The following is a 23,785-nucleotide window of genomic DNA, read 5'->3' as shown; positions in this document are numbered from 1 at the left end:
GTCGAGCGGCCCGCGGCGGTCCGCGGACCAGGGGATTCCGATAGCCTCACTGCCGTGAGGGAACAGCACGGGCACGAACAGCACGCGCAAGGGTTCGAGCGGGGCACCGACGGCCCCAAGGTCATCGTGGTCGGCGTCGACGGCTCCGATTCCTCGCTGCGGGCCGCGGCCTACGCGGGCGGCCTGGCGCGCCGGCAGCGCGCGCTGCTCGCCGTCGTGTACGTGCAGCCGGTGCTCACGGCCGGCGCGGCGCTCGGAGCGCCGGTCGCGGAGACGACCGACGAGATCGCCGAGGACCTGATCGCGCAGATCCGGGCGGCGGCCGAGCGGGTCAAGGGGATCTTCGACATGCGCTGGGAGTTCCACACGTTCCGCGGCGACCCCTACAACGGTCTGGTCAAGGCCGCGGACGAGCTCAAGGCGGACGCGGTGGTGGTGGGCGCCTCGGAGCAGGCGGGCCACCGGATCATCGGCTCGGTGGCGATCCGGCTGGTGAAGGCGGGGCGGTGGCCGGTGACGGTGGTGCCGTAGCGGGCGCCTCCCGTTCGGGCCGGCGCAGCAGGAGCGGGGTCGCGAGAAGCAGCACCCCGGCCACGGCGATCGCGGTGCGCGGGCCGGTCAGCGCGGCGAGCGGGCCCCACAGGGCGGTCAGGGCGGCGATGGTGGCCTTGCTGGTGACGGACCAGGCGGAGAGGGTGCGGGTGACCCGGTCGGCCGGGGTCCGGTCGAGGCGGTGGGTGGCCAGCACCGGGTTGAACACCGCGCAGCAGGTGATCAGGCCGAATTCGACGGCCATGACGAGGAGCAGGCCGGGGATTCCCGGGCGGACGAAGGCCAGTCCGACCGGCCAGCAGGCGCGCAGGGTCCCGGCGGTGCGCAGGACCCGGCGCCGCCCGTAGCGGGTGACGAGCGGGCGGGCCAGCCGGGAGCCGAGCAGGCCGCCCAGGCAGGGCACGGCGAAGGCCAGGCCGTACTGCCAGGGCGGGAAGCCGAGCGGGCCGAGCATGAGGACGGCGAGCAGCGGCGCGGAGACCATGATCAGGCCGTTGACCAGGACCGTGTTGAGAAAGAGCGGGCGCAGGGCGGGGCTGGTCAGGATGTACCGCCAGCCCGCGAGGAGGTCCGCCGCGGTGGCGCGTGGGGTGTCCGGGCGGGCCGGGCGTGGTTCGGGTCCGCCGACGGCGCGGAGACCGGCGGCCGACAGGAGGTAACTGAGCGCGTCGGCGGCCACGGTCGTCACCGGTCCGAAGAGCCCGATGGCGGCGCCGCCGAGCGGCGGGCCGAGCACGGTGGCGGCCCAGGTCGTGGATTCGAACCGGGCGTTGGCGGCGAGCAGGTCCTCCGGTGGGACGAGGCCCTTCAGGAACGCTCCGGAGGCCGCGTTGAAGGTGAGGTCGGCCGCCGAGACGACGACGGAGACAACCAGGAGCTGGGCGAGGCCGAGCCCGCCGAGCGCGAAGGCGGCGGGCACGCTCAGCAGCGCGGCGCACCGCACCAGGTCCATCGCGACCATCACCGGCCGTTTGCGGCGGAACTCCACCCAGGGCCCGAGCGGTACCGCCACCGCCGCCCCCGCCGCGAGGCCGGTGGCGGCGAGCGCCGACACCTCGGCGGCCCCGGCGTGCAGGACGAGGACCGCGATCATCGGGAAGGCGTCGAAGGCCAGCCAGGTGCCGAGGGAGCTGACCCCGTACGCGGCCCACAGCCACCCGAATCGCCGCCCCATGCACAACCTCCCGTTGACCCCGGCCATCAAAGCGGGCGGGCGGCGTGCGCATCAAACAACCGACACGGCCGGGGACACAACCATCCGTTGTACGCCCGGCAGGGCGGCGTGGCCCGCGACCGTCGCGCGGCCCCGGACACCCCCGTGGATCGAGACCGTGCGTGGCGCCTTTCGTGGGGCGCGGCCCTGAGCCATCATGATCGGCCGTCAGCCGTTTCCCGCCGGCGAAGAGGTGAGGCGCATGCCCAGGCTCCACATGGGCGAAGGCATTCTCCGTCGCAAACCCATCGAACACATCGACGACACGGAGATCACCGAGGGCGCCCGGCTCGAACGGACGCTCGGCCTCTGGCAACTGACCGCGATCGGCGTCGGCGGCATCATCGGCGCGGGCATCTTCACCCTCGCGGGCACGGTGGCCAACCAGGTGGCGGGACCCGCGGTGGTCGTCTCCTTCCTGATCGCCGGTCTCGCGAGCGCGGCGGCCGCGCTGTCGTACGCCGAGTTCGCGGGGCTCATCCCGAAGGCGGGCTCGGCCTACACCTACGGGTACGCGGTGCTCGGCGAGTTCGCGGGCTGGTTCATCGGCTGGGACCTGCTGCTGGAGTACACGGCGATCGTGGCGGTGGTCGCGATCGGCATCTCCGGGTACTTCGGCTTCCTCGTCGAGCAGATGGGCGCGAACCTGCCGGCCTGGATGCTGGGCGCGCCGGGCACCGGGCACGGGCACCGGATCGACCTGTTCGCCGCGGTCCTGTGTCTGCTCATCGCCTGGCTGCTGAACCAGGGCATCCGCAGCGCGGCCCGCTTCGAGACGACGATCGTCGTGATCAAGGTGCTGGTGGTGCTGCTGGTGATCGGCGTCGGCGTCTTCCACATCGACGCCGCGAACTATCACCCGTTCTTCCCCTACCACGTCAGCGGGGCGTTCACCGGTGCGGCGACCGTGTTCTTCGCGGTCTTCGGGTACGACGCCATGTCGACGGCGGCCGAGGAGTCCAAGGACGCGCAGCGCCACATGCCGAGGGCGATCATCTACTCGCTCGCGATCTCGATGGTGCTGTACGTGGCGGCGTGCCTGGTGCTGACGGGCATGCAGCACTACACGGAGATCGACCCGGAGAGCGGCTTCTCGACGGCGTTCAAGTCGGTGGGGCTGAGCGGGCTCGCCAACGTGATCGCGGTGGGCGCGATCATCGGCATCCTCACGGTGATGTTCACGTTCATGCTGGGCGTGACCCGGGTGTGGTTCAGCATGAGCCGCGACGGGCTGCTGCCCGCCTGGTTCGCGAAGACGCACGCGACGCGGCACGTGCCGACGCGCGTCACCTGGATCGTCGGGGGCGCGTCCGCCGCCCTCGCCGGGTTCGTGCCGATCGGCGAGGCGGCCGAGCTCACCAACATCGGCATCCTGCTGGCGTTCGTGGTGGTGTGCACGGCGGTGATCGTGCTGCGCTACCGGCAGCCGGATCTGCCGCGCACCTTCCGCACCCCGTGGATGCCGTTCGTGCCGGCCCTGGGTGTCGTCTTCTCCCTCTGGCTGATCACGTTCCTGCAGTGGCAGACCTGGGTGCGGTTCGCCGTGTGGTTCGTGGTCGGTGTGGTGATCTACTTCGGCTACTCGTACCGGAATTCCAAGCTGGCGGCTGCCCCGCGGGCCTGAACGCCCCGCGGACAGGGCGTCACCCGCCCATGACCAGCCCGTCCTTGGCGGCGCCCCGGCCGAGGACCACGTCCCGGATCCGGTCGCGCACGTACGTGAAGTCGGCGCCCTGGGCGATGGCCGCGTTCAGGTCCACCACGCGGCCGGCGTCGAGGTCGAACATCTGCGGGACGAACTCGGCCCTGGTCACCTCCCAGCGGCCGCCGGGCTTGACGGGCGGGGCGAAGGTGAAGCGGCCGAGGGTGGACTCGTTGGCGCGCGGGTCCCGGTTGCCCTGCTGGTCGGACATCTCGCCGGCGATCTGGTCGCCCAGGCCGTAGACCACCCAGGTGCCGTTGATCTTCTCGTACGCCTGTGGGACGTGCGTGTGCGTGCCGAGGATGAGGTCGATGTCGGGGCGGCCGCCCGAGCGCGAGGCGGTGAGCCGCTTGGCGAGGGCGAGCTGCTGCTCGTCGGGGTCGTCCCGCCACTCGGTGCCCCAGTGCAGGGACAGGACCACCACGTCGGCACCGGCGGCCCGGGCCGCGCGGGCGTCGGCGACGATGCGCTGCTCGTCGATCAGGTTGACGGCCCAGGGCTGGCCCTGCGGCAGCGCGACCCCGTTCGTGCCGTACGTGTACGACAGGTGCGCCACCTTCGCGGGCCCCGCCGGCAGGAGCGTGACGGTGCGGGCCTCGCCCTCGCTGCGCGCGGTCCCGGCGTGCCTGAGGCCCACCCGGTCCATGGCGTCCAGGGTGCGCCCGATACCGGCGGCGCCGTCGTCCAGGGAGTGGCTGGAGGCGGTGGAGCAGTCGTCGTAGCCGGTGGCGACGAGGCCGAGGGCCACCTCCGGCGGGGACTTCAGCACCGGGTAGCCGGAGTAGTCGCCGTTCGCTCCGTAGACGCCCTCCATGTGACACAGCGCCAGATCAGCGCCGGCGACGACGGGTTGGACGCCCGACAGCATCGGGCGGAAGTCGAAGCCCTGGCCACCCGCGTCGAACTGGGCCCGTTCCATGACGGAGACCTGCGGCAGAACGTCGCCGGAGGCGACGAGCGTGAAGCCGCGGGCGACGGGCGGGGCCGCCCGGCCGGGCTGGGCGGGCTGCGTGGGGTCCTGCCGCTCGTGGGCCTGGCAGGCGGCGCCCGCCGCGAGGAGGGCGGTCAGGGCCAGCGCCGCGGTTCGTCTGCGCGTGATCATCGGTTCACCCCAGAGATGCCGAATGCCGGATAACCGTATTTACTGCTCTATGGGTACGAATCTGGCCGCCCCGGCAAACGGTCCGGGCGCCCTCATTAACCCGTCCGGTGTCCGCCAAAGGGGTCTGACGGACCGTTCGTCGCACCGTTCGTCGACGCGATCGACCGTCCGCCGCAGACCCGTGTGCGCACCCTGTCCACGCGGCGGCCCCTGCGGTGGCATACGGCCATGACGGCCGGAACCACCCTTCCCGACGGGACGACGACCGCCGAGCACGAGCTCGCCGCGCTCCAGCGCGAGCACGGCCGACCCCTCTTCGCGCTGCTGCTGCGGCTGTGCGACGGGGACCGGCAGCGGGCCGAGGACCTCGTCCAGGAGACCTTCGTACGCGCCTGGCAGCACCCCGAGGCGCTGCGCGCGGACGCCTTCGAATCCGTACGGCCCTGGCTGCTGACCGTGGGTCGGCGGCTCGCCATCGACGCGCGCCGGGCCCGGCAGGCGCGCCCGCCGGAGGTCGGCGACGCGATCCTGGAGAACGCCCGGGTGATCGCCGACCACGCCGAGCGCTCGGCCGCCGCGCTGGATGTCCGCGAGGCTGTGAAGACTCTCACTCCGGAGCACCGTGAAGTCCTGGTGCTCGTGTATTTCCGAGGGGCGAGTGTTGCGGAGGCCGCGCAGGCCCTGGGAATTCCGCCCGGTACGGTGAAGTCGCGCGCTTACTACGCGCTGCGCGCCCTGCGCAGGGTGCTTCCGGGATACGCGGCCGACCTGCGATGAAACCCAGGTCCATGCAAAGCCTTCGCAAAGTGCCTTGCTGAGGACCACGTTTGAGCAATCAGCTGTCTTCATCCGTGTTCCGGAGGGAGCCCGGCGACCGGAGCCCCGGCCCGGGTTCGGGCGACGCGTACGCACCGGAGGAAGGCAGGAAGGGATGCTGCACAGAGGTCAAGAGAGCACGGACGGCACCGGCGGCGGTGAACTGGTCGTCCCCATGGCGTGGTTGTACGCGGAATACATCGCCGACGAACTGCTGCGCACCGGCGACCTGATGCCGCCCACGTCCTTCGAGTTCCGCGCCGGCCGCGACGCGCTGGCCCTGACCATCTTCCTCTCCGACACCGACGGCGAACTCTCCGGGATCCGGGTCGTCACCCAGCTGGAGACCTGGCTGTCGCTGACGGCGTACGACCAGCCGTGGCAGGACTGGGTGCGCGAGCGCATGGCACAGCTCGGCGCCGAGGCGGCCACGACGGGATCCCCCTCGCCGGACCTGGAGCTGGCGGCGGAGGCCTGGCGCTGGCTCCAGGAGACCGAGCTGCTCGCCCCCGACCTCGACGCGGTCCCGGGCGGTGGATCCGTGGTCGGCGAAGAGGACGGTCCGAAGGTCTGGACCCCCGCCTGGCAGCTCGGGCTGCCCCTCGGACACCTGGCCATCCATCTTTTTTGAGGTTTCTTCGAAGAGGGACCAATCCGCTGCCCCGGCCGCTCCGAATCCCTTGATTACGATTCTCTACGTGGCTTGAGTGATTCGGCTGTCTGGTGCGTACGGGTGGGAGCAAGGAGTAACAACACCCACACCCTTCGGCACGAGGATTCGGCATGAGGTCCCTGGAAAGGCATGGCGACGTCGGCGCATATGCGCTCGGCGTGCTGGACGAAGCGGAGGCGTTCCGTTTCGAGGACCACCTCATGGAGTGCCCTCGCTGCGCGGCGCACGTGACCGAATTCGGCCCCACGACACGGCAGTTGATGCTGTACCGGCGGGCCACGCCGCGCTTCGTGCACCCCATGACCCAGCCCGGTCCCCGGCTGCTGGACAGCCTGATGGGCGAGGTGGCGACGCGGCACCGGGCCCGCGGGCGACGCTTCCTGTACGGCCTGGCGGCCTCCGTGGTGCTCGCCGTGGCCGGTGCCGGGATCGCCGTGCAGACCGTCGGCACGAGCGGCCCGCCCGTCTCCGTCACGGCGGCGACCGACCCTAAGTCGGGCGTATGGGCGCAGGTCAGAACGCTGGACGCGGACTGGGGCAGCCAACTGGAGCTGCAGGTGAAGGACGCGAAGGGCCCGCACTCCTGCAACCTCGTCGCCGTCGGCGACGACGGCTCGGAGCAGATCGTGGCCAGCTGGGCCGAGACCGGACACGGTTCCGGGGCGATCACCGTGCGGGGCGGCTCCGCGATGCACTCCGCCGAGATCGACCGGTTCGAGGTGCGCACCACGGACGGGGATCACCTGGTGACGCTGGACACCGACTGACGACACCGGCCGACCGGGAGCCGGCGGTTGAAGCGTGGATCACCCCATTGAAGCGTCAATCACGTTGCCCGGCAACGGACTTGCCGAATTTGCCACCTCACAGCCCCGGGCGGAGACTGAAGACGATGACGCGGAGCCGCTGACGGCCCGCTCCGCGCCGCCCCTCAGAGCACGACCGAAGGGGCCGAGCCGGTGGAGAACGAACTGCTGATCCGCCTCTCCGAGGAGGGTGCGGAAGCCGAAGACCTGGAACAGCTGACCGGCTTTCTGCGTACCGAGCTGCTCGCACTCGACGTGGACGACGTCCGCACGGTACCCGCCGGTCAGACACCACCCGGTGCCCGGGCCGTGGACGTCGCCCTCGTCGGGACCCTGCTGGTGAGCCTGGGCGGGGGGGGCTCACCGGGCTCAGCCAGGTGGTGACGGTGGTCCGCGAATGGCTGGGCCGCACCCGCACCGCGCGCCCCTCGCCGAGCCTCACGCTGAACGGCGACACCCTGGAGATCACCGCGCCCACCGACGCGCAGATGGCCGAGGCCCTGCGGATCTTCGTCGAGAAGCACTCCGCGCTGGGGACCCGGCCATGAGCGAATCCCGGCACGCGCTGATCATCGCCAACGACTCCTACGCGGACCAGGGCCTGAAGCAGTTGAACGCACCCGGGCACGATGCCGAGGCCCTGCACGGGGTGCTGGGCGATCCGCGGATCGGCGACTTCGAGGTGGACGTCCGGCACAACCTGGGCGCCCAGGAGATGCGGACCCGCATCGAGGACTTCTTCGCCGACCGCAGCCGCGACGACCAGCTGGTGCTGCACTTCTCCTGCCACGGGATCAAGAGCGAGTCCGGCGAACTGTACTTCGCCGCCAGCGACACCCAGCCCCGGCTGCTCGACGCCACGGCGATCTCCGCCCAGTTCGTCCACCGGTGCATGTCCCGCACCCGGGCGGGCTGCACCGCCCTGTTCCTCGACTGCTGCTACGGCGGCGCCTTCTCCCGTGGGGCGTCCGTGCGCGCCGCCGGGGACATGCAGGTGCTGGAGGCCTTCGAGGGCGACCGGCCGAGCGGGGGGCGGGGCTGGGCCGTCGTCACGGCGTCGAACTCCATGGAGTACGCCTTCGAGGGCGGCGAACTCACCGAGGGCAGCGCCGCGCGGCCGTCGGTGTTCACCCACGCGGTGGTGGAGGGCCTGGAATCCGGTGCGGCCGACCGCAGTGCGACCGGCACGGTCACCCTCGACGAGCTGTACGACTACGTATACGACCGGGTGCGGGAGCAGAACCCGAACCAGACCCCGAGCAAGACCGTCGAGATGCAGGGCAGCATGATGCTGGCGCACAGCCGGCACCGCGAGCCCCTCATCGAGCCCGAGCCCCTCCCGCGCGCCGTGCAGGACGCCCTGCGCAGCCGGAACGGCTTCTCCCGTCTCGGTGCCGTCGCCGAAGTGCGCGCCCGCATGGCGAGCCCAATGCTGCCCGTCGCCGAAGGGGCCCGCCGGGCCCTGGAGGCGGTGGTCCGCGACGACACCCAGCAGATCGCGGACGAGGCGCGCCGCGCCCTGGACGACGTCCGGCTCCAGCCCGACCCGGTCCGTCTGGACTTCGGCCGGGTGCCCCGTGGCACGGCCGTGCCGCCGCGGACCGTGACGCTGCGGGGCATCCCCCTGGCCCGCCACTGCGCCGCCCACGCCACGGGCAAGTGGCTGCGGGCCGAGCCGTCCGCGGAGGGTCTGGCCGTCGAGGTCGACACGTCCGCCGAAGGCCGGCTGACCGGCGACATCCTGCTGAAGGGGGTCGCCGACGATGCCGTGGTCCACGTCGAGGCGGAGGTGGTCCCGCACGCGGTGACGCCGCCACGGCCAACCCGACCGCCGACCCAGCCGCCGCCCGAGCACGGACTCCTGCTCGCCCCGGCACTGGCATCGGCCGCCCTGGCCCTGGCCGTTACCTCGGTGATCACTTTTGTCGCGGCCGCCGTGGCGACCGCGTACGCCGTGCAGGACCGCGCGGCCGCGGGAACGACCGGCGAGTTCGCGGTGTCCGTCAAAGGCCACGGAGTGCTCCCACTCGTCATCACCGCCCTGGTCACCGCGGCGGCCGCCCTCCTCTGCGGGGCCCTCGCCCGGCGCCGGCTGAGTGCGCGGCGCACGCGTTACACCCCGTGGGCGAAGACCACCACGCGTTCCATGACCTCGGTGGCGAGGCGCTGCGCGGTCCCGGTCCTCGTCCTGACCGTGCTCTGGAGCATCGCCTACAACATCGTGAGCAAGCAGTGGTAAGCGCGCCGGCTACTTCAGCAGCCGCGACATCCTGCGGTCCGCCAGCGGTTTGCCGCCCGTCTGGCAGGTCGGGCAGTACTGCAGCGAGGAGTCGCTGAAGGACACCTCGCGGACGGTGTCGCCGCAGACCGGGCAGGGCTCGCCGGTGCGGCCGTGGACGCGCAGGCCGCTCTTCTTCTCCGCCTTGAGGCGTCCGGCGGCGAGGCCGCGGGAGCGCTCGACCGCCTCGGTGAGGGTGGTGCGCAACGCCGCGTAGAGGTTCCGTACCTCTTCCGGGGTGAGGGAGGCGGCGAGCTTGAAGGGGGACATCCGCGCCGCGTGCAGGATCTCGTCGCTGTAGGCGTTGCCCACCCCGGCGATCAGACTCTGGTCGCGCAGGGCTCCCTTGAGCTGACGCCGTTCGTCCTTCAGCAGCGCCGCGAACCGCTCCTCGTCGAAGTCGTCGGCCAGCGGGTCCGGACCCAGCCGGGCCACGCCCGGCACCTCCTGGGCATCCCGTACGAGGTACACCGCGAGCCGCTTCTGCGTGCCGGCCTCCGTCAGGTCGAAGCCCGCGCCGGTCTCCAGGGCGACCCTGAGCGCGAGCGGGCCCTTGCCGGGGCGCGGCGGGCCGTCGGGCAGCCGGTCCTTCCACTGCAGCCAGCCCGCGCGGGCCAGATGGGTGACGAAGTGCAGACCGGAGTCGCCCTCGATGTCGAGGAACTTCCCGTGCCGGCGCACGCCGGTGACCGCGCTGCCCTCGAAGGCGCCGAGCGGGGGGTCGTACGTCTTCAGGACGCTGATCGCCACCGGCAGCACCCGTACGACCTCGTGGCCGACGAGGTTCTCGGTGAGGAAGTCCTTGAGCGCTTCGACCTCGGGCAGTTCCGGCATAGGTCCAGAGTGCCATCCGGTGCCCCTGGGGTCAGCGGCGATCGGTCATCAGGAACTCGCACCACACGCACTTGCCGCCACCCCGCGCCTCGACCCCCCACACGTCGGTGAGCCGGTCGACGAGCAGCAGGCCGCGCCCGGAGACGCCGGACTCCCCCGCCTCCCGGCGGCGCGGCAGGGCGCTGGAGGAGTCCTCGACCTCCACGCGTATCCGGTGCTCGGTGCCGGTGAGCACCCTGAGGGTGACGATCGCGGAGCCCTCGGTGTGCATCAGGGCGTTGGTGATCAGCTCGTCGGCGACCAGCTCGATCTCGTCGGTGCGGTCCCGGGCGCCCCAGGCGCGGACCGCGGCGCGGATCATGTGCCGGGCCAGCGTCAGGGCCTCCGGGTCGCCGGGGGTCACGTGCTGCTGGAGCCGGCCGCCGGTCCGTACGGTGTCCAGGACCCGGCGGCGCAGCAGGAGCAGCGCGACGTCGTCGTCGCCGCCGCGCGCCTCGGCCACCTCGATGAGGCGGTTGGCGAGTCCGCGCACGTCGTCCGGGCCCTCGGCGATCACGTGCGTGAGGGCAAGCACGCCGTCGTCGAGGTCGACGCCGGGCTGCTCGACGAGGCCGTCGGTGCACAGCAGCAGGGTCTGTCCGGGGTCCAGTTCGAGGGTGGCGACCGGGTACTCCAGCCGACCGAACTCCGCGGACAGGCCGAGCGGCAGTCCGCCGTCCACGGGGACGCGGCGGCAGCTCCCGTCGGTCGCCCGGATCAGCGGGTCGATATGACCGGCGCGCACGACCTGGACCACGCCGGTGGACAGGTCGGCCTCGGCGTACAGGCAGGTGGCGAACCGGTCGGTGTCGAGTTCGTGCAGGAAGACGGAGGCGCGGGCCATCACGGTGGCCGGGGTGTGTCCCTCGGCGGCATAGGCGCGCAGCACGATGCGCAGCTGGCCCATGACGGCCGCCGCGTGCGTGTCGTGGCCCTGGACGTCGCCGATCACGGCGCCCACCCGGCCGCCCGGCAGGGGGATCAGGTCGTACCAGTCGCCCCCGATGTCCCGGCCGGGCGAGCCGCCCCCGGCGGAGGCGGAGCGGTAGCGGACGGCGACGTCGGCGCCGGGAACGCTGGGGATGGTGCGCGGCAGCATCGCCTGCTGGAGGCCCTGGGCGAGGTCCTTCTCCTGCTCGTAGAGCATGGCCCGCTGCAGGCTCTGCGCGATGCTGCTGCCGAGCGCGACCAGGACGGTGCGCTCCTCGTCCGAGAAGCCGCGCCGGTCGCCGTAGAGCAGGCCCATCGCGCCGATCGGACGGGCCTGCGCGATGAGGGGCAGGTAGGCGGCGGAGGTGATGTTGAGGTCGGTGATGTGCGGCCAGAGGATCGGATAGCCCTCCGCGAACTCCTCCGGGGACTGGATGAAGCGCGGGCTGAGCGTGCGGACGACCTCGCCCATCGGGTAGGGCTCTTCGATCCGGGTGACCCGGGTGCCGGGTACGAAGCTGCCCTCGGGTCCCTCGGCGACCAGCCGGATCCGGCCGGCCTCCACCAGGCCCATGACCAGGCTGGTCGCGCCGAGGTGCCGTACGCCGTGGGTGTCCTTGAGGACGTCGATGACGTCCTGCACGCTGCGGGCGTGGGAGAGCGCGGCGGTGATGACCTGCACGACGTTGGTCTGCCGGCGGACGCCCGCCTCCTGGGCGGCCCTGAGGCTGCTCGCCTCGATGTCCTTCAGCTCCTGGGTGGCGTCTCGGACGATGCCGATGACCCGGCGGGGCCGGCCCGTCTCGTCGCGCCGGATGTAGCCCTGGGTGTGCGTCCAGCGCATGGTGCCGTCGCGGCAGCGGATGCGGAAGTACGCGCCGTAGTTCTCGCTGCCGTCCTTGATGGCCTGGGAGACCACGGCGTCGAGCCTGCTGCTCTCCGGCTGGGGCACCCTCAGGGACAGGCTCTCGGGGCGTCCGTCGTACTCCTCGGGGAGGATGTCGAACACCTCGTGCGCCTGGGCGTCCATGTGAAGGAGACCGGAGTCCAGATCCCAGTCGAAGGAGCCCATGCGATTGAGCGCCAGGATCGGATCCGGGTGCGCGGGCCAGTCCTCCTGGACTGACAGGGCGCTCACTCCCCGATCAGTCATGGGGCCACCTTGCCAGGATTCGCCCGATTCTTCGACCGGTGTTGACGGCACGTTCGCACTCAGCCGCCGATGTCGCCGCTGGGGCTGCCGAAGGCACCGCCCGTGACCGCCGGGTCGCCCTCCGGGACGAGGCCGCCGCCGTCGCCGGTGGCGTCGGGAGCGTTGGGGACGGCAGGGGCGTCGGGGACGATGCCGGGGTCGACGGGCAGCGCCGGGAACGTTCCCTCGGCCGGGCCGGTGCCTACGACGGCGTCGGGCAGACCGGTGTACGGCTCGGGGGCGCCGGCGATCCGGCCGGGGACACCGTCCATCTCGCCAGGGACTTCGCTGATCGGGTCGGGGACACCGTCCAGCTGGCCGGGGACTTCGCTGATCGGGCCGGGGACACCGCCGAATTGGTCCAAGGCTCCGCTGGTCCGGCCCGGACCACCGGCGGACCGGTCCAGGACTTCGCCGTTGCGGCCAGAGAGACCACCGAACTGGTCCGGAACTCCGCCGATCCGGTAGGGGACACCGCTGAACTGGCCAAAGACTCCGCCGAACTGATCCGGCAGGACGCTGCCCTGGCCGGGAAAGCCGCTGCCCGGGTCGAGCGCACCGAAGCCCGGGTCGAGCGCACCGCTCCCCTGGTAGGTCAGGCCACTGCCCTGGCCGGTAAGGCTGTTCCCTTGGCCGGTCAACCCGCTCCCCTGCCCGGTGAGACCGCTGCCTTGGCCGGTCAAGCCGCTCCCCTGAGCGGTCAGGCCGCTCCCCTGCCCCGTCAGCCCGCTGCCCTGCCCGGTCAAGCCGTTCGCCTGGCCGGTCAGACCGTTCCCCTGGCCGGTCAAGCCGCTCCCCTGCCCGGTGAGACCGCTGCCTTGGCCGGTCAAGCCGCTCCCCTGCCCCGTCAGCCCGCTGCCCTGCCCGGTCAAGCCGTTCGCCTGGCCGGTCAGACCGTTCCCCTGGCCCGTGAGGCCGCTCCCCTGGCCGGTCAAGCCGCTGCCCAGCCCCGTCAGCCCACTCCCCTGCCCCGTCATCCCGCTCCCCGGAGGGACCGCGCCGCCCGAGTCGGCCCCGCCGGTCTTCCCGGCCCCGGTGCCGGAACCGGCTCCCGTGCCGGTGCCCGTGTTGGTCCCAGGGGCGATGGCCGCCGCTGTGGGGGTCGGATGGTTGCCGGGGCGGGCCGTGGGGGCCGCGGAGGGGGCGCAGTCCGTGGTGCCCGCCGGGAGGGCGGGGGCCGCGACGCCGCCGATCTCCGGCTCGGTGGTCCTCGGGGCGGTGCAGCCCGCCGGGGCGGCCGAGGGGCCGACGTCCGGGGTCGCGTCGGAGCCGGTCTCGTAGGGGTCCGGCTCCTCGGTCGACTGCGTGTCCGGCGGCGGTACGACCTGGTCGCGGGCGACATCGTGGCCCGTCCGGCGTTCGATCCAGGTGCGGCTGCCGAGGTCGATGAGCGTGAGGCTGGTCATGACCTGCGGCGCCGGCGTCACCTCGACCACGTCGGCGGGCCGGTAGCCGGCCCAGGAGCTCCCGCCGGTGCGGGCGCCGCCCCCGGTCGCCTCGGGCGCCTTCAGCGGGTTGCCGCAGGTGCAGCGGACGCGGGGCATGCCCCGGTCGTCGACGAGGACGGCGGTGCCGGCCTGCAGGACCGACTGGAACGCGGCCGCCCGCCCGTCCCGGTAGCCGTGGCTGGTGACGCGGGTGTCGGCCCGCAGCACGACCGGGGTCAGCCCCCGCAGGTAGGCGGGGACGGTCTCCTCGGAGATGCCCTCGGCCTCGGCGAAGGCGCGGCGCTTGGAGCGGTCGGCGGTCAGATAGCCGATCTGCCGTTGCACGTCGCAACTGCCGACCCGCGCGATGCCGCTGTACAGGCCGGGGGTGCCGCCGGAGAGGGTCCGCATCCCGGTCACCGGCACGGAGGTGTCCCCCGTGGCGTCCTCGGACCGCGGCGTCCGGTTGTCCGCGGTGGTGGCCGTGGAGCCGGTGAAGGGGTCGGGGCCTTGGGCTCCGACCGGCTGCAGGAGGAGTTCGTCGCTGGTCTCGTTGTCCTGGTCGCCGCCGGCGGCGCATCCGGCGACGAGGAGCGCCGCCGAGAGCGCGCCGGCCGCGACGATGGTTCCGGTGGGTCTCCGCACCGCGTTCTCCGACATCGTCTCGACCGATCCATCTCGGGCACGTTCGTCACTATTGTCTGCTTGGCTTTCTCGGGTCACGCAAGCGGAGCGGAGGGGTACACAGAGTGACGGGCCCCTTCGGCGGCCCTTCAACGGCCCTTCGGCGGCCCGCGCCACCGGCGCCACAATGGAGAAAGGAGCGCACGACCGTGGACTGGTTCACCGCACCCGACTACTGGTGGAGCCGGCTGATCTTCCAGCGGGCCCTGGCCGGCGTGTATCTCGTCGCGTTCCTGACGGCGGCCCTCCAGTTCCGTGCCCTGCTCGGTGAGCGCGGCATGCTGCCGATCCCGCGTTTTTTGGCGCGGGTGTCGTTCCGGAGTGCGCCGAGCCTGTTCCACCTGCACTACTCGGACCGCTTCTTCGCGGCCTGCTCCTGGGCGGGTTGTGCCGTGTCGGCGGCGCTGCTGGCGGGACTGGACGGCCAACTCCCGCTGTGGGGCGGGATCCTGCTGTGGCTGGTCCCCTGGGCGCTGTACCTGTCCGTCGTCAACGTCGGCCAGACCTGGTACTCGTTCGGCTGGGAGTCGCTGCTGCTGGAGGTCGGCTTCCTCGGCGCCTTCCTGGGCAACGACGCGGTCGCGCCCCCGGTGCTGGTGCTCTTCCTGCTGCGCTGGATCCTGTTCCGGGTCGAGTTCGGGGCCGGTCTGATCAAGATGCGGGGCGACGCCTGCTGGCGGAAGCTGACCTGCCTGTACTACCACCACGAGACCCAGCCGATGCCGGGCCCGCTGAGCTGGTTCTTCCACCATCTGCCGCAACCGCTGCACAGGGTGGAGGTGGCGGCGAACCACTTCACCCAACTCGTGGTGCCCGTGCTGCTGTTCACTCCGCAGCCGATCGCCACGGCCGCCGCCGCCCTGATGATCGTCACCCAGCTGTGGCTGGTGCTGTCCGGCAACTTCTCCTGGCTGAACTGGATCACCATCGTGCTGGCCCTGTCGGCGCTGCGGATCCCGGCCGCCGCGCCGTCCGTGCCCGCGGCTCCGCTCTGGTACGAGATCGTGGTGTGCGCCGTCGCCGCGCTGCTGCTCTTCCTGAGCTACCACCCGGTGCGGAACATGATCTCCCGCCGCCAGGTGATGAACCGCTCCTTCGACCCCCTGCACCTGGTGAACACCTACGGCGCGTTCGGCAGTGTCAGCCGCGTCCGGTACGAGGTGGTGGTCGAGGGCACGCTCGACGACGTGCCGCGCGAGGACGCGGACTGGCGGGAGTACGAGTTCAAGGGCAAGCCCGGCGATCCCCGGCACTGGCCGCGCCAGTTCGCCCCCTACCATCTGCGCCTGGACTGGCTGATGTGGTTCGCCGCGCTGTCGCCCATGTACGCCGAGTCCTGGTTCGGCGGCCTGGTGGAGCGCCTGCTGGAGAACGACCGCGACACGCTGCGGCTGCTGCGCCACTCGCCGTTCCCGGCCGAGGAGCCGCCGCGGTTCGTCCGCGCCCGCCTGTTCCGCTACCGCTACACGACCTGGCGGGAGCTGCGGGAGACGGGTGCGTGCTGGGAGCGGACCTTCGTACGGGAGTACCTGCCGCCGACCCGGCTGGCGACGCGGGTGCGGCGGCTGTGAGCCCCGCCCGGGTTGCGGGCGGTGGTCCGGTCAGAGGTAGACGCGGGTGGCGGTGCCCTCGAAGACCTGGGTGCGTTCGGCCTCGCCGAGACCGGCCGTCAGCTCGTGCGCGGCGGCGAGCACGTCGGCGTACGTCGCCGCGAGCGTGCACACCGGCCAGTCCGAGCCGAACATCAGCCGCGCGGGACCGAACGCGTCCAGCACCACCTCGGCGTACGGGCGCAGGTCGGCCACCGTCCAGGCGGCGAGGTCCGCCTCGGTCACCAGGCCGGAGAGCTTGCAGACGGTGTTGGGGAGCGCGGCCAGGGTGCGGACGGCACGCGCCCAGGGTTCCCGCGCGCCCGAGGCGACGGGCGGCTTGCCCAGGTGGTCGAGGACGAAGGTGAGCCCGGGCAGGGACGCGGCCGCCGCGGCGCAGGCCGGCAGCTGGTGGGGCAGGACGACGAGGTCGTACACCAGCCCCGCGTCGGCCACGGCGGCCAGTCCCCGGCGTACGTCCGGGCGCAGCAGCCACTGGGGATCGGGTTCGCCCTGGACCTGGTGGCGGATGCCCTTCAGATAGCGGCCGCCGGGGAGTTCGCGCAGCCGGGCCAACTGGTCGGGGACGTCGGGGCGGGTGAGGTCGGTCCAGCCCACGACCCCGCCGATCAGCTCGTGTTTCTCCGCCAGGGCCAGGAACTCCGGGGTCTCCTCCGCCACGGTGACCGTCTGTACGAGGACCGTGCGCCGGACTCCGGCCGGGCGGGCCTCGACCTCCAGGTCGGCGACCGTGAAGTTCCGTCGCAGCGGCCGGAGTTCAGGACCGGCGATCCATTCCTGGTCGCGGACGGAGAGGTCCCAGACGTGGTGGTGGGCGTCGACGGTCACGGCAGCTCCCACACGACGGGCAGCACGGCACCCGCGCCCTCGCCGGAGTAGTCGTGCACCACGTCGAGGAGTTCCGCCATCCGCGCCTGCCAGGCGATGTTGACCGGCAGTCCCTCCAACTCGGCCAGGAGACGGGCGTAGTCCGCGCACTCCAGGAGGTGGAAGAGGTCGGTGCCGCTGCGCCAGATCGTCCAGGAGGTGGCGCCGGCGGCGCGGATCGCGTCGGTGAGTTCCTTCGGGACCTCGCGGTGGGCGGCCTCGTACGCGGCGACGCGGTCCGCGCGGACCTTGGTGTGCAGGGCCACTCTCATGACGGCTCCTCGGGGGGCAGCAGGCCGGTGTCCCGCAGTTCCTGCCAGAACGCCGCGGGGATCGGTGTGGTGAACTGCTCGGCGCAGTCGCGGACTTCGGCGGCCGAGCGGGCTCCCACCAGCACGCTCGCGACGGCCGGGGGCGCGGAGCAGAAGGCCAGGGCGGCGGCGCGCAGGGTGATGCCGTGCCGGTCGGCGACCTCCCTCATGCGCAGGGCCCGCTCCAGCAGGTCGGCGGGCGCCCGTGTGTAGTCGTACGTCGCGCCGGGTCTCGGGTCCGCGAGCAGCCCGGAGTTGAAGGCCCCGCCGAGGACGACGGACACGCCCCGTTCTTCGGCCGCGGGCAGCAGTTCGGTCCGGGCGCGCTGGTCCAGCAGGGTGTAGCGGCCCGCGCAGAGCACCACGTCGACATCGGTGTCGCGGACGAACCGGGTGAGCATCTCGGCCTGGTTCATGCCCGCGCCGATCGCGCCCACGACCCCCTCCGAGCGCAGCCGCTCCAGGGCGGGGTAGCCCTCACGGAAGGCCTGCTCGGCGTGGTCGTCCGGGTCGTGGAGGTGCACGACGTCGACGTGGTCGAGGCCGAGCCGGTCCAGACTGGCCTCCAGGGTGCGGCGGATGCCGTCGGCGCTGAAGTCCCACACCCGGCGGTGCGTGGCGGGCACGGCGAAGCCGTCGGCCAGGTCGTCGCCGCCCTCCGACGACGGCTCCAGGCGGCGGCCCACCTTCGTGGCGACGGCGTACTCGGAGCGGGGGAAGGCCCGCAGGGCGGCGCCCAGGCGCCGTTCGGACAGCCCGAGGCCGTAGTGCGGGGCGGTGTCGAAGAAGCGGATGCCGCTGCGCCAGGCGGCCGTGACCGCCTCGTACGCCTGTTCCTCGCCGACCTCGGTGTACAGGTTGCCGATCCCGGCCGCGCCGAAGGCCAGCGGGCTCACCCGGACGCCGCTGCGGCCCAGGGTGTTCACCGGCCCGCCGGGCGGAGCCTGAGGCCCTGCATGCCGCCGTCGACGGCGAGGGCGGTGCCGGTGGTGGCGCCGGAGAGCGGGCTCGCCAGATAGGCGATGGCGCCCGCGACCTCGGCCGCGGACACGAGCCGTCCGGTGGGCTGCCGGGCCTCCAGGGCTGCCCGTTCGGCGGCCGGGTCGGGGGCGGCGTCCAGCAGGCGGCCGATCCACGGGGTGTCCGCCGTACCGGGGTTGACGCAGTTGACGCGGATGCCCTCGCGGACGTGGTCGGCGGCCATGGCCAGGGTCAGGGAGTACACGGCGCCCTTGGTGGCGCTGTAGAGGGCGCGCTGCGGAAGTCCCGCGGTGGCGGCGATCGAGCAGGTGTTGACGATCGCCGCGTGCCGGGAGCGGCGCAGGTGGGGCAGGGCGGCACGGGCGGCACGGACCATGCCGAGGACGTTGACGTCGAAGACCCGGCGCCATTCCGTGTCGTCGTTGTCCTCGACGGTGCCCTGGGCGCCGATGCCCGCGTTGTTGACCAGGACGTCGAGGCCGCCGAGGTCCTCGGCCGCCCGCGCGACGGCGGCGCGCACCGACGCGTCGTCGCCGACGTCGGCGCGCAGGCCCAGCAGGGGCTTGTCCACCGTCGACGGGTCCAGGTCGAGGACGGCGACCCGGGCGCCGCGCTCGGCGAGGAGTTCCGCGGTGGCCCGGCCGATCCCGCCGGCACCGCCGGTCACCAGGGCCGTCAGGCCCTCGAAGTCGCTCATGCCGCCTGTCCCTTCCGCGTCTCGGGGTCGGCGGCCCAGAAGGTGCCGCCGGGGAACGTGTAGCGCGCGATGGACTCGGGCCGCATGGCGGCCGAGAAGCCCGGCGCGGTGGGTACCGTGTAGTGACCCCGGCGGATCACCACCGGGTCGAGGAAGTGGTCGTGCAGGTGGTCGACGTATTCGATGACCCGGTCGTCGGTGGTGCCGGAGACCGCCAGGTAGTCGAACATCGAGAGGTGCTGGACGAGTTCGCACAGGCCGACGCCGCCCGCGTGCGGGCAGACGGGGACGCCGAACTTGGCCGCGAGCAGCAGGATGGCGAGGTTCTCGTTGACGCCGCCGACCCGGGCCGCGTCGATCTGCACCACGTCGAGGGCGCCGGCCTGGAGCATCTGCTTGAAGACGATGCGGTTGTGCACGTGCTCGCCGGTGGCCACCTTGACGGGCGCGACCGCCTTGCGGATCACCGCGTGGCCGAGGACGTCGTCGGGGCTGGTGGGCTCCTCGATCCAGTACGGGTCGAACTCGGCGAGGGCCCTGGTCCAGCGGATCGCCTCCGCGACGTCCCAGCGCTGGTTGGCGTCGATGGCCATGCGGATGCCGGGGCCGACCACCGAGCGGGCGACGCGGCAGCGGCGCACGTCGTCGTCGAGGTCGGCGCCCACCTTGAGCTTGATCTGCCCGAAGCCGTCGGCGACCGCCTGGGCGGCCAGCCGGGTCAGCTTGTCGTCGTCGTAGCCGAGCCAGCCGGCGGACGTGGTGTAGGCGGGGTAGCCGCGTTCCAGCAGCCGGGCCCGCCGCTCGGGCGCGCCCGGCCGGCCGCGGCGCAGGAGCCCCAGGGCCTCCTCGGGGGTGAGCGCGTCCGTGATGTACCGGAAGTCGATCTGCCGGACGAGCCACTCCGGTTCGGCGTCGGCGAGCAGCCTCCACAGCGGCTTGGCGGCCCGTTTGGCGGCGAGGTCCCAGACCGCGTTGACCAGGGCGCCGATGGCCATGTGCATCACGCCCTTCTCCGGGCCGAGCCAGCGCAGCTGGCTGTCGCCGATCAGGTCCCGGAACAGCGACCCGGGGTCGTCGCACAGCTCCTCGACCGTACGGCCGAGGACGTGGTCCCGCAGCGCGTGGATCGCCGCGACCTGGACATCGTTGCCCCGCCCGATGGTGAACGTGAACCCGTGCCCCTCGTGCCCGTCGGCCGCGTCGGTGCGCAGCACCACATAGGCCGCCGAGTAGTCCGGGTCCGGGTTCATCGCGTCGGAGCCGTCCAGCTCGCGCGAGGTCGGGAAGCGGATGTCGTAGGTGTCGACCGCGCTCACGCGGGCGGGGGTCGGGGACACGGAAGGCCTTTCGGTCGGTGAGGAGGTGGCGGAGCGGGTCAGTCCTGTGCCCGGCCCGTCGTCACGCGGGCGATCATGAGGGCGACCAGGATGATTCCGCCGTAGATGGCCTGGATCCAGAACGAGGGCACCTGGGCGAGGGTGAGCAGGTTCTGTACGACGCCGAGCAGGAGTACGCCGGTCAGGGCGCCGAACATGGTGCCCTTGCCGCCGTCCAGGCTGATGCCGCCGATCACCGCGGCCGCGAACACGGTGAAGATCATGTTGTTGCCCTGGTTGGCGCTGATCGCGCCGACGTAGCCGGTCTGCATGATGCCGCCGACCGAGGCGAGCACGCCCGCGACGACGAACACCCCGAGCATCACGCGTTCGACCCGGATGCCGGCCGCGCGGGCCGCGTCCGCGTTGCCGCCGATGGCGTACAGGGCGCGGCCGACGCGGTGGTAGCGCAGGACGAGCCCGGCGACCGCGAAGGCGATCGCCGCCAGCCACACCGACAGCGGGACGGACAGGAAGGTGGTGGTGGCCAGGGAGTAGAAGCTGTCCGGCATGCCGAAGAGGGTCCTGCCCTTGGTCGCGCCGACCAGCAGTCCGCGCAGCACGATCAGCATGGCCAGCGTCACGATGAACGCGTTGAGCCGGAAGGTGACGACGAGGACGCCGTTGAACGCGCCGACGGCCGCCCCGACGAGGAGGACCGCGAACAGCGCGAGCGGCGCCGGGAGTTCGGTGCCCCAGCCGGACTGGGCGGACGGCAGGACGAGGAGCGCGCCCACGGCGGGCGCGATGCCGACGACCGACTCCAGGGACAGGTCGAACCTGCCGGTGATGAGCACCAGGGACTCGGCGAGCACGACCATCGCGAGCGCGGCACAGGCGCCGAGGATCGAGATCAGGTTGCGCTCGGTCAGGAAGGAGTCGTTGACCACCGCGCCGAGCACCATGAGCAGCAACAGGGCCGGGACCAGGGCGAGTTCGCGAGCCCGGCGGAGCAGCACCGTCCGGGCCGCACGGGGGTCGGGGGCGAGCGGCGGGGTGAGCGGCGGGGCCTTGGTGTCAGCCATGGTCCACTCCTTCGATGGAGGCGATCAGCTCGTGGTCGCGCCAGCCCGCCGGGTGCTCGGCGACGATGCGGCCGTGGAAGAGGACGAGGACGCGGTCGCAGCGGCGCAGGTCGTCGAGTTCGTCGGAGACGACGAGGACGGCGGTGCCGTCCTCGCGGGCGTTGTCCACCCGGGCCAGCAGGGACTCCTTGGACTTCACGTCGACGCCCGCGGTGGGGTTGATCAGGACGAGCAGCCGCGGGTCACAGGCGAGGGCGCGGGCCATGACGACCTTCTGCGCGTTGCCGCCGGAGAGGTCGGACACGGGCTGTTCGGGGCCCTCGGTGTGGATGTCGAGGCGTTCGATCAGCCCGGTGGCGACGCCGCGTCGGCGGTCGGTGCCGACGAGACCGAAGCGGCCGAGCCGGTCCAGGACGGTCAACGTGGTGTTGTCCCCGACGGTCATGCCCGGGACGAGGCCCTGTTCGTGCCGGTCGCGGGGCACACAGCCGACGCCCGCCGCCAGCGCGGCCCGTACGTCGCCGAACGGGAGCCTCGCGCCGTCGAGTTCGGCACTGCCCCCGCTCGGAGTGTGCAGTCCTGCGAGGGACTCGGCCAGCTCGGTCTTGCCGCTGCCGCTGATGCCGGCGAGTCCGACGACCTCACCGCGGCGGACCGTGAGGTCGACGTCCCGGTACGCGGCGGAGGTCAGACCGCGCACGTCGAGCACGACCGGGGCATCGGCGGCCACCGTGTCCCGGGTGTACGCCCGGTCCTCGACGGACTCGCCCGCCATCGCCTCCACCAGCGCCGACCTGGGCAGGTCGGCGACCGGAGCGGTGGTGATCCAGCGGGCGTCGCGCAGCACGGTGACGGTCTGGCAGACCTCGTACACCTCCTGGAGGTGGTGCGAGATGAACAGGAAGGTGACGCCGGAGTCCTGCAGGGCCCGCATGCGGGTGAACAGCCGCTCGATCTCGCGGTTGTCGAGCTGGGCGGTCGGCTCGTCGAGGACGATGAACCGGGCGCCGAAGCTCAACGCCCGGGCGATCTCGACCATTTGGCGGTCCTCGACCTTGAGGTCGGCGGTGCGCGCCTCGGGGTCGACATGGACGTCCCAGGTGTCGAGGAGCGCGGCCGCCTCGCTCCTCAACCGGCGCCAGCTGATGAACCCCCGGTGCAGGGGCTGCCGGTTGATGAAGAGGTTCTCGGCGACCGTCAACTCCGGTACGACGGTGGGCTTCTGGTAGACGCAGGCGACCTTGCGGCGCCAGGCGTCGCGGTCGGCGAGCGCGGGCGCGGGCTCGCCGTCGAAGCGGACCGTGCCCTCGTCCGGTGCCTGGAGGCCGGTGAGGACGTTGACGAGGGTGGACTTGCCGGCGCCGTTGCGGCCGACGAGCGCGTGCGACTCGCCGGGCAGCACCGTGAGCCGGCCGTCGGCGAGGGCGACCGTGGGGCCGTACCGCTTGACGATGCCCCGCGCTTCCACCAGAGGCGTGATCCCGGGTGCGCTCATTGGACCGTGTTGCCCCACAGCTTCGGGTCGTCGACGTTCTCCTTGGTGACCAGGGGCGCCGGCAGCTGGTCCTCCAGGATGCCGCTGGGCAGCTTGACGATCGTCGAGCCGTGGTCGGTGGGACCGGGCTGGAACGTCTTCCCGGCCATGGCCGCCTTGATGTAGTACATGCCGTACCGGGCGTAGGCGTCGGCGGGCTGGGAGACGGTGGCGTCGATCTCGCCCTTGCGGATGGCGTCGAACTCCTGCGGGATGCCGTCGTTGGAGACGATGGCGATGTGGCCCTTCTGCCCGGCCGCCTTGAGCATGTTCTTCGACTTGAGGGTCTGCAGGGTGGGCGCCAGGTACACGCCGCCGGCCTGCAGGTAGATGCCCTTGATGTCGGGGTTGGCGTTGAGCAGCGTGTCGAGCTTGGAGGCGGCGGTGTCGGACTCCCACTTGGCGGGGATCTCCAGCACCTTGAGCTGCGGGTAGTTCTTCTTCACGCAGGCGCGGAAGGCCTCGGAGCGGTCCCGGCCGTTGACCGAGGCGAGGTCGCCCATGATCTGCACGACCTTGCCGCTGGTGATGTGCTTGCCGAGGTAGTCGCAGGCCTTCTCGCCGTAGGCGACGTTGTCGGCGCGGACGACCATCGCGACCATGCCCTTGTCGGGGGCGACGTCGACGGCGACGACCGGCACGCCCTTGCGCTTCGCCTGGTCGAGGCCGGCCTCGATGGCGGCGCTGTCCAGGGGGGCGACGACCAGGCCCTTGACGCCCTGGTTGAGCTCGTTGTTGATGTCGGTGATCTGCTGCGAGGGGTCGCTGTTGGAGTTGACCGTCTTCAGCGCGTCGACGCCCTCGGACTTGGCCATCTTGGGTACGTAGTCGTTGTACGACTGCCAGAACGGCGAGGTCAGCAGGGGCAGGACCACCCCGACCTTGCCGGTGCCGCCGCTTCCCGCGCTCGCGCTGTCCTTGGTGCTGCCGCAGGCGGCGAGCACGAGCGAGGTGCCGACGGCCAGGGCCGCCATGCCGATCGTCCTGGACCGGTTCCGCTTCCGCGGGTGCCTCGGGTCACTGGGGTTACTCGGGTTACTCGGTTTCCGCACTGTTCTGCCGGGCATCTGGCAGCTCCTCATCGAGCGTGGTCGAGCAGTTGCCCGCATACTTATCAGACCACTCCCTCGAAACAA

General features: G+C 72.2%; 22 protein-coding genes. 9 read left to right on the top strand and 13 right to left on the bottom strand.

Features of this window, described 5'->3' with window-relative positions; all coding sequences use genetic code 11:
• Nucleotides 1–54 precede the first annotated feature (54 nt).
• Nucleotides 55–531 (top strand): universal stress protein, encoded by a 477-nt coding sequence (locus ACWGKT_RS00600; protein ID WP_235456819.1) that lies wholly within the window; start codon nucleotides 55–57, stop codon nucleotides 529–531.
• On the opposite strand, the gene ACWGKT_RS00595 is transcribed toward ACWGKT_RS00600, so the two are convergent.
• Complete coding sequence (locus ACWGKT_RS00595; RefSeq protein ID WP_453271868.1) at nucleotides 467–1,726, bottom strand: MFS transporter; 1,260 nt, start codon at nucleotides 1,724–1,726, stop codon at nucleotides 467–469. The two genes, ACWGKT_RS00600 and ACWGKT_RS00595, sit on opposite strands and share 65 nt — an antisense overlap.
• 241 nt (nucleotides 1,727–1,967) lie before the next feature.
• On the opposite strand from ACWGKT_RS00595, the gene ACWGKT_RS00590 reads away from it, so the two are divergent.
• Nucleotides 1,968–3,389 (top strand): amino acid permease, encoded by a 1,422-nt coding sequence (locus ACWGKT_RS00590; protein WP_356150439.1) that lies wholly within the window; start codon nucleotides 1,968–1,970, stop codon nucleotides 3,387–3,389.
• A 19-nt stretch (nucleotides 3,390–3,408) separates the two neighbouring features.
• On the opposite strand, the gene ACWGKT_RS00585 is transcribed toward ACWGKT_RS00590, so the two are convergent.
• Complete coding sequence (locus ACWGKT_RS00585; protein ID WP_453271867.1) at nucleotides 3,409–4,569, bottom strand: CapA family protein; 1,161 nt, start codon at nucleotides 4,567–4,569, stop codon at nucleotides 3,409–3,411.
• A 228-nt stretch (nucleotides 4,570–4,797) separates the two neighbouring features.
• Here ACWGKT_RS00585 and ACWGKT_RS00580 point away from each other — a divergent pair, with 228 nt between their 5' ends.
• The 6 genes from ACWGKT_RS00580 to ACWGKT_RS00555 all read left to right on the top strand — a co-directional run bounded on the left by ACWGKT_RS00580 (nucleotide 4,798) and on the right by ACWGKT_RS00555 (nucleotide 9,103).
• Nucleotides 4,798–5,346 carry a sigma-70 family RNA polymerase sigma factor gene (locus tag ACWGKT_RS00580; RefSeq protein WP_356150436.1) on the top strand — a complete coding sequence of 183 codons (549 nt, stop codon included), beginning with the start codon at nucleotides 4,798–4,800 and terminating at the stop codon, nucleotides 5,344–5,346.
• Nucleotides 5,347–5,500: 154 nt separating this feature from the next.
• Entirely contained in the window at nucleotides 5,501–6,016 is a 516-nt protein-coding gene (locus tag ACWGKT_RS00575; protein ID WP_453271866.1) for a hypothetical protein, read from the top strand.
• Nucleotides 6,017–6,168: 152 nt separating this feature from the next.
• Nucleotides 6,169–6,825: a zf-HC2 domain-containing protein gene (locus tag ACWGKT_RS00570; RefSeq protein ID WP_453271865.1), complete on the top strand. Its 657-nt coding sequence runs from the start codon at nucleotides 6,169–6,171 to the stop codon at nucleotides 6,823–6,825.
• A 192-nt stretch (nucleotides 6,826–7,017) separates the two neighbouring features.
• Complete coding sequence (locus tag ACWGKT_RS00565) at nucleotides 7,018–7,248, top strand: hypothetical protein (protein ID WP_453271864.1); 231 nt, start codon at nucleotides 7,018–7,020, stop codon at nucleotides 7,246–7,248.
• A gap of 2 nt (nucleotides 7,249–7,250) precedes the next feature.
• Complete coding sequence (locus tag ACWGKT_RS00560) at nucleotides 7,251–7,412, top strand: hypothetical protein (protein WP_453271863.1); 162 nt, start codon at nucleotides 7,251–7,253, stop codon at nucleotides 7,410–7,412.
• Nucleotides 7,409–9,103, top strand: a complete 1,695-nt coding sequence (locus ACWGKT_RS00555) for a caspase family protein (RefSeq protein ID WP_453271862.1) — start codon at nucleotides 7,409–7,411, stop codon at nucleotides 9,101–9,103. Before ACWGKT_RS00560 ends, ACWGKT_RS00555 begins: the two co-directional genes overlap by 4 nt.
• A 9-nt stretch (nucleotides 9,104–9,112) precedes the next feature.
• Here ACWGKT_RS00555 and ACWGKT_RS00550 read toward each other — a convergent pair whose 3' ends face one another.
• The 3 genes from ACWGKT_RS00550 to ACWGKT_RS00540 are packed head-to-tail and all read right to left on the bottom strand — an operon-like array spanning nucleotide 9,113 to nucleotide 14,224.
• Nucleotides 9,113–9,976 (bottom strand): Fpg/Nei family DNA glycosylase, encoded by an 864-nt coding sequence (locus tag ACWGKT_RS00550; protein ID WP_453271861.1) that lies wholly within the window; start codon nucleotides 9,974–9,976, stop codon nucleotides 9,113–9,115.
• Between the two features lie 31 nt (nucleotides 9,977–10,007).
• Nucleotides 10,008–12,098 carry a SpoIIE family protein phosphatase gene (locus ACWGKT_RS00545; RefSeq protein WP_453271860.1) on the bottom strand — a complete coding sequence of 697 codons (2,091 nt, stop codon included), beginning with the start codon at nucleotides 12,096–12,098 and terminating at the stop codon, nucleotides 10,008–10,010.
• Nucleotides 12,099–12,157: 59 nt separating this feature from the next.
• A complete protein-coding gene (locus ACWGKT_RS00540) occupies nucleotides 12,158–14,224 on the bottom strand; it encodes a DUF6777 domain-containing protein (protein WP_453271859.1) in 2,067 nt (688 codons plus the stop codon).
• A 173-nt stretch (nucleotides 14,225–14,397) separates the two neighbouring features.
• On the opposite strand from ACWGKT_RS00540, the gene ACWGKT_RS00535 reads away from it, so the two are divergent.
• On the top strand, nucleotides 14,398–15,819 hold the full coding sequence (locus tag ACWGKT_RS00535; RefSeq protein WP_356150420.1) for a lipase maturation factor family protein: 1,422 nt from the start codon (nucleotides 14,398–14,400) through the stop codon (nucleotides 15,817–15,819).
• 30 nt (nucleotides 15,820–15,849) lie between these two features.
• Here the strand turns inward: ACWGKT_RS00535 and ACWGKT_RS00530 are convergent, their stop codons facing one another.
• Genes ACWGKT_RS00530 through ACWGKT_RS00495 form a run of 8 tightly spaced genes read right to left on the bottom strand, consistent with a single transcriptional unit; the run spans nucleotide 15,850 to nucleotide 23,716 of the window.
• The gene (locus tag ACWGKT_RS00530; RefSeq protein ID WP_453271858.1) at nucleotides 15,850–16,686 is read right to left on the bottom strand and encodes an amidohydrolase family protein; all 837 of its coding nucleotides are present in this window, start codon (nucleotides 16,684–16,686) and stop codon (nucleotides 15,850–15,852) included.
• The gene (locus ACWGKT_RS00525) at nucleotides 16,683–16,997 is read right to left on the bottom strand and encodes an L-rhamnose mutarotase (protein ID WP_356150416.1); all 315 of its coding nucleotides are present in this window, start codon (nucleotides 16,995–16,997) and stop codon (nucleotides 16,683–16,685) included. The genes ACWGKT_RS00530 and ACWGKT_RS00525 overlap by 4 nt, the downstream gene beginning before the upstream one ends.
• Nucleotides 16,994–17,962 (bottom strand): aldo/keto reductase, encoded by a 969-nt coding sequence (locus ACWGKT_RS00520; protein WP_453271857.1) that lies wholly within the window; start codon nucleotides 17,960–17,962, stop codon nucleotides 16,994–16,996. Before ACWGKT_RS00520 ends, ACWGKT_RS00525 begins: the two co-directional genes overlap by 4 nt.
• Complete coding sequence (locus ACWGKT_RS00515; RefSeq protein WP_453271856.1) at nucleotides 17,959–18,714, bottom strand: SDR family NAD(P)-dependent oxidoreductase; 756 nt, start codon at nucleotides 18,712–18,714, stop codon at nucleotides 17,959–17,961. Before ACWGKT_RS00515 ends, ACWGKT_RS00520 begins: the two co-directional genes overlap by 4 nt.
• Nucleotides 18,711–20,051, bottom strand: a complete 1,341-nt coding sequence (locus ACWGKT_RS00510; protein ID WP_453271855.1) for an L-fuconate dehydratase — start codon at nucleotides 20,049–20,051, stop codon at nucleotides 18,711–18,713. The genes ACWGKT_RS00515 and ACWGKT_RS00510 overlap by 4 nt, the downstream gene beginning before the upstream one ends.
• Nucleotides 20,052–20,089: 38 nt before the next feature.
• Complete coding sequence (locus ACWGKT_RS00505) at nucleotides 20,090–21,115, bottom strand: ABC transporter permease (protein WP_356150409.1); 1,026 nt, start codon at nucleotides 21,113–21,115, stop codon at nucleotides 20,090–20,092.
• Complete coding sequence (locus tag ACWGKT_RS00500) at nucleotides 21,108–22,610, bottom strand: sugar ABC transporter ATP-binding protein (protein ID WP_453271854.1); 1,503 nt, start codon at nucleotides 22,608–22,610, stop codon at nucleotides 21,108–21,110. Before ACWGKT_RS00500 ends, ACWGKT_RS00505 begins: the two co-directional genes overlap by 8 nt.
• On the bottom strand, nucleotides 22,607–23,716 hold the full coding sequence (locus ACWGKT_RS00495) for a sugar ABC transporter substrate-binding protein (RefSeq protein WP_453271853.1): 1,110 nt from the start codon (nucleotides 23,714–23,716) through the stop codon (nucleotides 22,607–22,609). Before ACWGKT_RS00495 ends, ACWGKT_RS00500 begins: the two co-directional genes overlap by 4 nt.
• Between the last annotated feature and the right edge of the window lie 69 nt (nucleotides 23,717–23,785).

The sequence above is a fragment of the Streptomyces sp. NPDC054794 genome, from assembly GCF_053611585.1.
Note: the sequence above shows the minus strand (reverse complement) of the source record. Positions and strands in the feature narration are given on the sequence as shown.

What these genes read in the sequence shown, in the direction of transcription:
- ACWGKT_RS00545 (WP_453271860.1), bottom strand. Translation starts at nt 12,098, where the DNA reads ATGACTGATCGGGGAGTGAGCGCCCTGTCAGTCCAGGAGGACTGGCCC.
- ACWGKT_RS00500 (WP_453271854.1), bottom strand. Translation starts at nt 22,610, where the DNA reads ATGAGCGCACCCGGGATCACGCCTCTGGTGGAAGCGCGGGGCATCGTC.
- ACWGKT_RS00505 (WP_356150409.1), bottom strand. Translation starts at nt 21,115, where the DNA reads ATGGCTGACACCAAGGCCCCGCCGCTCACCCCGCCGCTCGCCCCCGAC.
- ACWGKT_RS00525 (WP_356150416.1), bottom strand. Translation starts at nt 16,997, where the DNA reads ATGAGAGTGGCCCTGCACACCAAGGTCCGCGCGGACCGCGTCGCCGCG.
- ACWGKT_RS00550 (WP_453271861.1), bottom strand. Translation starts at nt 9,976, where the DNA reads ATGCCGGAACTGCCCGAGGTCGAAGCGCTCAAGGACTTCCTCACCGAG.
- ACWGKT_RS00585 (WP_453271867.1), bottom strand. Translation starts at nt 4,569, where the DNA reads ATGATCACGCGCAGACGAACCGCGGCGCTGGCCCTGACCGCCCTCCTC.
- ACWGKT_RS00595 (WP_453271868.1), bottom strand. Translation starts at nt 1,726, where the DNA reads ATGGGGCGGCGATTCGGGTGGCTGTGGGCCGCGTACGGGGTCAGCTCC.
- ACWGKT_RS00590 (WP_356150439.1), top strand. Translation starts at nt 1,968, where the DNA reads ATGCCCAGGCTCCACATGGGCGAAGGCATTCTCCGTCGCAAACCCATC.
- ACWGKT_RS00575 (WP_453271866.1), top strand. Translation starts at nt 5,501, where the DNA reads ATGCTGCACAGAGGTCAAGAGAGCACGGACGGCACCGGCGGCGGTGAA.
- ACWGKT_RS00540 (WP_453271859.1), bottom strand. Translation starts at nt 14,224, where the DNA reads ATGTCGGAGAACGCGGTGCGGAGACCCACCGGAACCATCGTCGCGGCC.
- ACWGKT_RS00515 (WP_453271856.1), bottom strand. Translation starts at nt 18,714, where the DNA reads ATGAGCGACTTCGAGGGCCTGACGGCCCTGGTGACCGGCGGTGCCGGC.
- ACWGKT_RS00580 (WP_356150436.1), top strand. Translation starts at nt 4,798, where the DNA reads ATGACGGCCGGAACCACCCTTCCCGACGGGACGACGACCGCCGAGCAC.
- ACWGKT_RS00570 (WP_453271865.1), top strand. Translation starts at nt 6,169, where the DNA reads ATGAGGTCCCTGGAAAGGCATGGCGACGTCGGCGCATATGCGCTCGGC.
- ACWGKT_RS00495 (WP_453271853.1), bottom strand. Translation starts at nt 23,716, where the DNA reads ATGCCCGGCAGAACAGTGCGGAAACCGAGTAACCCGAGTAACCCCAGT.
- ACWGKT_RS00555 (WP_453271862.1), top strand. Translation starts at nt 7,409, where the DNA reads ATGAGCGAATCCCGGCACGCGCTGATCATCGCCAACGACTCCTACGCG.